9 protein-coding genes are annotated in these 7,231 nt (G+C 40.8%); 5 read left to right on the top strand and 4 right to left on the bottom strand.

Annotation, left to right across the window (positions count from 1 at the left end; genetic code table 11):
- From EKM99_RS15165 to EKM99_RS15150, 4 genes are all read left to right on the top strand, one after another.
- Positions 1-1,215 (top strand): type I restriction-modification system subunit M (locus tag EKM99_RS15165; protein WP_125584163.1); only part of this gene is annotated, 1,215 nt, incomplete at its 5' end.
- Positions 1,205-2,368: a restriction endonuclease subunit S gene (locus EKM99_RS15160; RefSeq protein WP_125584162.1), complete on the top strand. Its 1,164-nt coding sequence runs from the start codon at positions 1,205-1,207 to the stop codon at positions 2,366-2,368. The genes EKM99_RS15165 and EKM99_RS15160, both read left to right, overlap by 11 nt.
- Positions 2,369-2,650: 282 nt before the next feature.
- Positions 2,651-3,985: a dihydrolipoyl dehydrogenase family protein gene (locus EKM99_RS15155; protein ID WP_014271906.1), complete on the top strand. Its 1,335-nt coding sequence runs from the start codon at positions 2,651-2,653 to the stop codon at positions 3,983-3,985.
- Positions 3,986-4,179: 194 nt separating this feature from the next.
- Positions 4,180-4,509, top strand: a complete 330-nt coding sequence (locus EKM99_RS15150) for a bacteriocin immunity protein (protein ID WP_041534806.1) — start codon at positions 4,180-4,182, stop codon at positions 4,507-4,509.
- Positions 4,510-4,743: 234 nt separating this feature from the next.
- Here the strand turns inward: EKM99_RS15150 and EKM99_RS15145 are convergent, their stop codons facing one another.
- The 4 genes from EKM99_RS15145 to EKM99_RS15130 form a co-directional block, all read right to left on the bottom strand.
- Positions 4,744-5,088 carry a type II toxin-antitoxin system PemK/MazF family toxin gene (locus tag EKM99_RS15145; protein ID WP_010620845.1) on the bottom strand — a complete coding sequence of 115 codons (345 nt, stop codon included), beginning with the start codon at positions 5,086-5,088 and terminating at the stop codon, positions 4,744-4,746.
- Positions 5,082-5,345, bottom strand: coding sequence for an AbrB/MazE/SpoVT family DNA-binding domain-containing protein (locus EKM99_RS15140; protein ID WP_001748109.1), 264 nt, complete (start codon positions 5,343-5,345; stop codon positions 5,082-5,084). Before EKM99_RS15140 ends, EKM99_RS15145 begins: the two co-directional genes overlap by 7 nt.
- Positions 5,346-5,591: 246 nt before the next feature.
- Positions 5,592-5,948 (bottom strand): type II toxin-antitoxin system YafQ family toxin, encoded by a 357-nt coding sequence (locus tag EKM99_RS15135; protein ID WP_014271908.1) that lies wholly within the window; start codon positions 5,946-5,948, stop codon positions 5,592-5,594.
- The gene (locus EKM99_RS15130) at positions 5,948-6,226 is read right to left on the bottom strand and encodes a type II toxin-antitoxin system Phd/YefM family antitoxin (protein ID WP_003586674.1); all 279 of its coding nucleotides are present in this window, start codon (positions 6,224-6,226) and stop codon (positions 5,948-5,950) included. The genes EKM99_RS15135 and EKM99_RS15130 overlap by 1 nt, the downstream gene beginning before the upstream one ends.
- Positions 6,227-6,302: 76 nt before the next feature.
- On the opposite strand from EKM99_RS15130, the gene EKM99_RS15125 reads away from it, so the two are divergent.
- Positions 6,303-6,890, top strand: coding sequence for a site-specific integrase (locus EKM99_RS15125; RefSeq protein WP_003586668.1), 588 nt, complete (start codon positions 6,303-6,305; stop codon positions 6,888-6,890).
- The last annotated feature ends 341 nt before the right edge of the window (positions 6,891-7,231 follow it).

The following is a 7,231-nucleotide window of genomic DNA, read 5'->3' as shown; positions in this document are numbered from 1 at the left end:
GCGCAAGACTTTTCGGGCTTGTTTGCCGATGTGGATTTAAGTAGTAATAAATTAGGCAGTTCTTTACAACAACGGAATCAAACTATCAGTGATACCATGTTAGCTTTAAATACGATTGATCTCGTCCATCATCAAGGCGACGTCTTAGGTGACGCCTATGAATACTTAATCGCGCAATTTGCCAGTGATTCTGGTAAGAAGGCGGGTGAATTTTATACTCCACGGCAGGTGTCCGACATTATTGCCCAGATTGTGACTTATCAGCGCAATGCAGGTGACAAACAAGTTCGAACTATTTATGATCCAGCGGTTGGTTCCGGTTCACTGCTATTAAATGTCGGACAGCACGTGCAAGACCCCAATTTAGTGAGTTATCACGGCCAAGAATTGAACACCACGACCTATAACCTGGCCCGTATGAACCTAATGTTACATGGAGTCTCGTATGACGATATGCACTTACGCAATGGTGACACGTTAAGTAAAGATTGGCCGGTTGACGAACCTTACTTATTTGATGCGGTCGTCATGAACCCGCCCTACTCGGCACACTGGGATAACAGTGATAAACGCTTGTCTGATCCCCGTTTCCGCGACTATGGCGTCTTACCACCTAAATCTAAAGCCGACTTTGCCTTTCTGCTACACGGCTTTTATCATTTGCAGGAACACGGGACTATGGGCATTGTCTTACCCCATGGCGTATTATTTCGGGGTGCTAAAGAAGGCAAGATTCGTCAAAAGCTCCTGTTAGATAACCGGATTGATGCCATTATTGGACTACCCGCCAATATTTTTCATTCCACCAGTATTCCAACGTTAATCATGATTTTAAAGAAACACAAAACCACTGACGACGTCTTGTTTATTGATGCGTCCCGGGAATTTGAAAAGGACAAGAATCAAAATAAGCTAACGGCAGCCAATATTCAAAAAATTGTGAACACTTATCAAAACCGGCAAGATGTCGATAAATATGCTCATGTGGCCTCACCGGCGGAAATCAAGGAGAATGACTACAACTTAAATATTCCGCGCTACGTTGATACATTTGAACCGGAACCCGAGATTGATCTGAACCAGGTCAAAGCTGATCTAAAGCAACTGGACGAGGAAATCAGTCAGAATGAACAAGCCTTTAATGAATTAGCTAGCCAGTTAGTGACCACCCAGGTGAATGACCAGTCAAAACCGGAGGCCCACAATGAAAGATAACCAAGCTAAATATCCGCAATTAAGACTTAAAGGTTTCACTGATCCTTGGGAAGAGCGTAAGTTGGGTGATATAGCTCCCTTACGTGGCGGTTTTGCATTCAAAAGCTCTAAATTCAGGAACACTGGTGTGCCAATTGTTAGAATTTCAAATATTCTTTCCAGCGGGGAGGTAGGTGGAGATTTTGCATATTATGATGAACAGGATAAGGATAACAAATATATTCTTCCAGATAAATCAGCAGTCCTAGCCATGTCAGGTGCAACAACAGGTAAGGTATCTATACTATCTCAAACTGATTATGACAAGGTCTATCAAAACCAGCGAGTTGGTTATTTTCAGTCTGTAGACTATATTGACTACGGGTTTATTTCCACAATCGTCCGTTCAGAATTATTCATGATGCAACTTGAGTCTGTTCTAGTTTCAGGCGCTCAGCCAAATGTATCGTCAAAAGAAATTGATTCGTTTAATTTTATGATTCCCATATTAGTTCAGGAGCAACAAAAAATCGGTTCATTCTTCAAACAACTAGACGACACTATCGCTCTTCATCAACGTAAGTTAGATCTACTCAAGGAACAGAAAAAAGGCTACTTGCAAAAAATGTTCCCTAAAAATGGGGCCAAAGTTCCTGAATTGCGATTTGCGGGGTTTGCTGACGATTGGGAACAGCGTAAGTTCAAAGACATTCTAAAAACACACTCGTTCCGTTCGTACTTAGCTGGTGTTTCAGAGAATGGTGAGTACGAAGTTATTCAACAAGGTGATAAGCCAATTGTTGGATATTCTGATGGTGAACCTTTTACTGATTACAAAGATGTAACTCTGTTTGGGGACCATACAGTTTCATTATATAAGCCCAAAAGCCCCTTCTTTGTTGCTACTGATGGCGTAAAAATTTTAAGTGCAGATAATTTTGAAGGTGATTATCTGTATACAACTTTAGAACGTTATAAACCTGAACCACAAGGATATAAGCGTCATTTTACAATTTTGAAAAATCAAGATGTGTGGTTTACGGAAAATATGGAAGAACAACAAAAAATTGGCTCATTTTTCAAACAGTTAGACAACACTATCACTCTTCATCAACGTAAGTTAGATTTGTTGAAAGAACAGAAAAAAGGCTTTTTACAAAAGATGTTTGTATAGGGTCTATAATTAACAAATAGCCCCTTTAAAAACTGATTAAAACAGCCCCCATTATCTATCGATTAGATAACGGGGGCTGTTTTTGTGTTAAGTGGTATAATAGGTTCTGGTGCAAAGTTGAAATTAAGCGTAGATCAAAGCGTGCATATTAACGTCTCCCTATTGACATAATTACTTTTAGTATAATCATTACAGCGGGCACGAGCAATTCATATCAGTTGTCAGGTTTCTTAAAACTCGTTAAGCTTAAGTTACCAAAATTTTAATGGAGGCTGATAAATCATGACAAACAAATACGATTACGATGTGTTATACATTGGTGCGGGTCACGCCACGTTTGATGGCGCCGCACCACTCGCCAAGACTGGTGTTCGCGTCGGTGTGATTGAGAGTGGTCTGATTGGGGGCACCTGCCCTAATCGTGGTTGTAACGCCAAAATCACTCTTGATGAACCTGTCAAATTAACGCGGGAAGCAGCACGCCTCAATGATATTTTGAGCAGTGCACCAACCATTAATTGGACGGCCAACGTGGCCCATAAACAAGAGATTATTGATCCCTTACCGGCAGGCCTGACAGCTCGTTTGGAAGATGGTGGCGCAACGATCATTCATGGTCATGCCACGTTCAAGGACGCTCACACCGTTGTCGTTGATGATCAGCAAACCATTACCGCTGAAAAAATCGTTATTGCGACTGGTTTAAAGCCCCATCGTTTAGATATTCCGGGGACCAAGCTCGCCCACAATAGTAGTGATTTTATGAACCTTAAACGGTTACCACAAAGTATCGTCATCATTGGCGCAGGCTATATTGGTATGGAATTTGCCACCATCGCTAACGCAGCCGGTGCCCAAGTGACAGTCATGTTACATGGCGACCAGGCCCTCCGTGATTTTTACCAACCATTCGTTGCACAAGTGGTTGACGACTTAACCGAACGTGGGGTAACCTTCATCAAAAATGCCAACGTGCAAGCATTTACCAAACAGGATGACCAGTTCCAAGTTAGTTATGGCGACCACCAGCAATTAACGACCGACTGGATCCTAGATGCGACTGGTCGAATTCCAAACTTAGATAGCTTAGGCTTAGACCGGATTGGCGTCAAATATGACCGCCACGGCGTTTATGTCAACGACCACTTACAAACCAACGTTCCTAACATCTATGCAGCCGGTGATGTCCTTGCCAATGACTTGCCAAAGGTCACACCTGCAGCCTACTTTGAGTCCAAATACTTGATGCGTTTGTTCTCTGGTCAAACCAGTGCTCCCATTGACTATCCGGTAATTCCATCGGTCGTCTTTACTTCACCACGAATTGCGCAAGCCGGCATGAAAATACCGGCCGCTGAAAAGGCCGGCTTAACCGTTAGTGATAACGATTTAGCAGATTACTGGTATTATCAAGTCTCCAAGGAACCGATTGCCGCTAGTAAACAGGTCCATGACCAAGACGGCCATCTCGTTGGCGTGACTGAAATCAGTGATCAAGCTGAAGATGCCGTCAACGCACTACTGCCAGCTATCGAATATCAATTAGACCGCGAACAAATCGACCGTTTGATTGGTATTTTCCCAACCATCGGCTACGCAGCTTGGCACCGGGCTTAAAACAGAAAACACTGCTGCGACCGCCGCTTGATTAATCCCTTATTAATAACCAGAGCCGCCAATGACGCCCGCTCATTGGCGGCTCTGGTTATGTTCGTTCCATTACTTTAGAAACCAACTCGGGCCTGCACATCAAGCATACTGACCATGCTATAATTGCGCCTATCTCAACGATTGAAAGGTTGGTCCTAACAATGGATGTGGATGCTCAAAAATTATTTACCTTAGTAGATGCTGCTCATAATCAGCCGATTACCCATCAACCATCCGATTCCTACCGCCAAGCACTACTGGCAGCTGCAATCGACCTAAATAACAACGTTTCGCCACAGCAAGTAACCATCCAGCTATATCAAGCCTATTATCGTAACTATATGGTCCCAATGACTCTACCACGCCAGCATCGTGACCTCTACCAATACGTTCACACCCAATTACAGCGCCTCACGCGCAAAGAACAGCGTCATATGGCACTTGGGTATGGTCTGATTGCGACGCACCTAACATTTGGTCCCTTGAACTGAAATCAAGGTACTTACACGCATTGCGCTAGTTATCGTTTAGTATGAAGCATGATTAAACCGTACCATTATCAAGGTCGAAATAGGACGCGCATCGGCTGACGAATAAACAGCCCATCTTTTTAGCACGTTTTAATCATAAAAATAACCCCTCGAAAACATTGTTAAAATAGCCCCCAATATCTACATTATAGATATTGGGGGCTATTTATCTTTATACTATAAGAATGACTTCTTTTATTCGTCATCAATACTAAACAATAATTTGTACAAAGTGATTATTTCTTCTAGTTCTTCACGCGATACATGATCGACAATGGCTTCATCAGTGACATGTCTTGCCCGCAAATCTAAGGCTATTGTTTGATCTAATAATACTTTCCCATGTATTGTTTGACTACTATTTAGCCGATGATACATAGGAAAATTACGCTCGGTACTGCTAATTGGAGCCACAATCGTCATGTTACTTGTTTGACAGACTAGATCATTACTTAGAGCAATGGCCGGCCGCCTATTCATCTGTTCATGACCACGGCTTGGATTAAAGTTAACATAAAATATATCGCCCTGACTTACCATTGAAGTTCATTACCTTCTGACTTTCCCCAATCAAGCTCGTGATCACGTTTTCCGTCATCTTGCCAGTCCTTAAATAGTTCGTGAATATTGGTTGGGTTCTTTTTTATTGGTGTTAAAACAATTGATCCATTTTCAATTGTTATTGTCATATCTTGGTTATCATCTAATTTCAATTGTTTAATAATCTGGCTAGGAATTCTAGCAGCTTTCGAGTTTCCCCACTTTGCTAAGCGTGTTTGTTCTTTAATTAGTTCCATAGTTTCCCCTCCTAAATTATTATTTCAAGCTGAGTATATCCTACGTAGATACATAAATCAAATGCTATTACTGGAGGTTATTTTATGCAACAAGTTGTCTTACCAATCAAAGATTCGAACGTTCTTAAAGAGGTTCAAGATACTTTACTCAATAATTTCAAAGCTGACCGTTGTTAAAGAGGCCCCCAACATCTATAATCAAGATATTAGGGGCCATTTATTTTTATATACTAAAAATAACTTCCTTTATTCGTCATTTTTTCGATACCTTTTAGAACGATTTTGACCAGGAAATAAACGATCATGCGATCCGACTCGAATTCCAATTAAGACTAGTTCATCTGTATCAATCGTATAAACCACCAAGACATCGTTAGTTTCGCTTGGTGTTTTGTTTTTCGGGGTATCTCGTAAGTGAAATTCATTATACCCGCTCATTCGTCGATTAAGCTCATGATCTTCAAATTCTGGTGGTAATTGTTGTTGCTCAAGCAACAGGTCAATGGCTGCTCGAACTTCATCAATAATAGATTTGTCTAAACTGGCTAACCGTTTTAGATCAGCATTAAAGGTTGCACGTGGTTTAAATCTTAGTTTTTTCATTATTTAAACTGGCCCCAATAATCATCATCTGATTCAACAATTTCATCGTCAGGTAAAACATGGCGTTTAATTAACTGATCACGTGCAATTGCATATTCTAACGAACCTTCTTTCGCTTTTAATGCTCTTTCTAGCCAGTCCATTTTTTCTTGTGAAACGATGGCTACTGCGCGACTATTTGAACGAGCAATATAAACGGTTTCATCTTCGTCATTAACTTGATCTAAATATTTTTTTAGGTTAGCGCGAAAATCGCTCTGTGTTAGTGCTAATGTCATATTTACCACCCTTTCATTGTACTTAATATTGTACTTTAATTTGTACTAAAAATCAATTTTTTAAGGAGCTAAAACTATGCAACAAGTTGTCTTACCCATCAAAGATTCAAACGTTCTCAAAGAGGTGCAAGATACCTTACTCAACAACTTTAAAGCTGGCCGGCGTAACTATACAGTTTTTCAAGTTGGCAAAGCGACACTGTTGCGAGTCAGTGATGTCATGCGCTTAAAACAAACCGATATTTTTAATCCGGACGGTTCTATTAAACAAAATGCGTTTATTCATGACCGAAAAACTGGTAAACCTAATACCTTGTACCTTAAACCGGTTCAAACAGAGCTCTTATTGTACCGCCAATGGCTGCTTGATCATAAGCTGGATTCTGAATGGCTCTTTCCGTCCATTCAACACCCAGAACGGCATATTACGGAAAAACAGTTCTATAAAATCATGAGCAAAGTCGGCGATCTTTTAAGCATTAATTACCTTGGTACCCACACTATGCGCAAAACTGGGGCTTATCGCGTTTATACGCAATCCAATTACAATATTGGCTTAGTCATGCACTTATTAAATCATTCCAGTGAAGCAATGACTTTAGCTTATTTAGGCTTAGACCAAGCCAGTACCGAAACTATGTTAGATCAAATTGATTTTGGTTAGTTTTCTTTGGATTTTTAGTTGTTGCCGAAGGCAACTTCTGAGACAGATTTTAAGCACAAAACCTCCACTAATTTTTAGTGGAGTGTAAGTGCGCCTTGACCGAGCCTTGACCGAGATTTGCTCGGTTTGCGGACTCACATAGATGTTCTATGTGTAAGTGCGCATTGACCTCGTTTCACTCGGTCTTCTGATTCTCTTAACTTTAATTTAGTGTATGCCTTCCGCTTCGCTATTTCAAATTTTATACTTTGACTTAACGTTTCCTATATGATATAGTTTCGGTGATTATTTCTAATATGATTGGAGGGATCGTTATGTCTCAAAGTAACTTAGAAAAACAA

This window comes from Levilactobacillus cerevisiae, from assembly GCF_003946245.1.
Classification (GTDB): Bacteria; Bacillota; Bacilli; order Lactobacillales; family Lactobacillaceae; genus Levilactobacillus; species Levilactobacillus cerevisiae.
Note: the sequence above shows the minus strand (reverse complement) of the source record. Positions and strands in the feature narration are given on the sequence as shown.

Excerpts from the sequence above, each read along its gene's own strand:
- EKM99_RS15160 (WP_125584162.1), top strand. The coding sequence starts at position 1,205 with ATGAAAGATAACCAAGCTAAATATCCGCAATTAAGACTTAAAGGTTTC.
- EKM99_RS15155 (WP_014271906.1), top strand. The coding sequence starts at position 2,651 with ATGACAAACAAATACGATTACGATGTGTTATACATTGGTGCGGGTCAC.
- EKM99_RS15150 (WP_041534806.1), top strand. The coding sequence starts at position 4,180 with ATGGATGTGGATGCTCAAAAATTATTTACCTTAGTAGATGCTGCTCAT.
- EKM99_RS15145 (WP_010620845.1), bottom strand. The coding sequence starts at position 5,088 with ATGGTAAGTCAGGGCGATATATTTTATGTTAACTTTAATCCAAGCCGT.
- EKM99_RS15140 (WP_001748109.1), bottom strand. The coding sequence starts at position 5,345 with ATGGAACTAATTAAAGAACAAACACGCTTAGCAAAGTGGGGAAACTCG.
- EKM99_RS15135 (WP_014271908.1), bottom strand. The coding sequence starts at position 5,948 with ATGAAAAAACTAAGATTTAAACCACGTGCAACCTTTAATGCTGATCTA.
- EKM99_RS15130 (WP_003586674.1), bottom strand. The coding sequence starts at position 6,226 with ATGACATTAGCACTAACACAGAGCGATTTTCGCGCTAACCTAAAAAAA.
- EKM99_RS15125 (WP_003586668.1), top strand. The coding sequence starts at position 6,303 with ATGCAACAAGTTGTCTTACCCATCAAAGATTCAAACGTTCTCAAAGAG.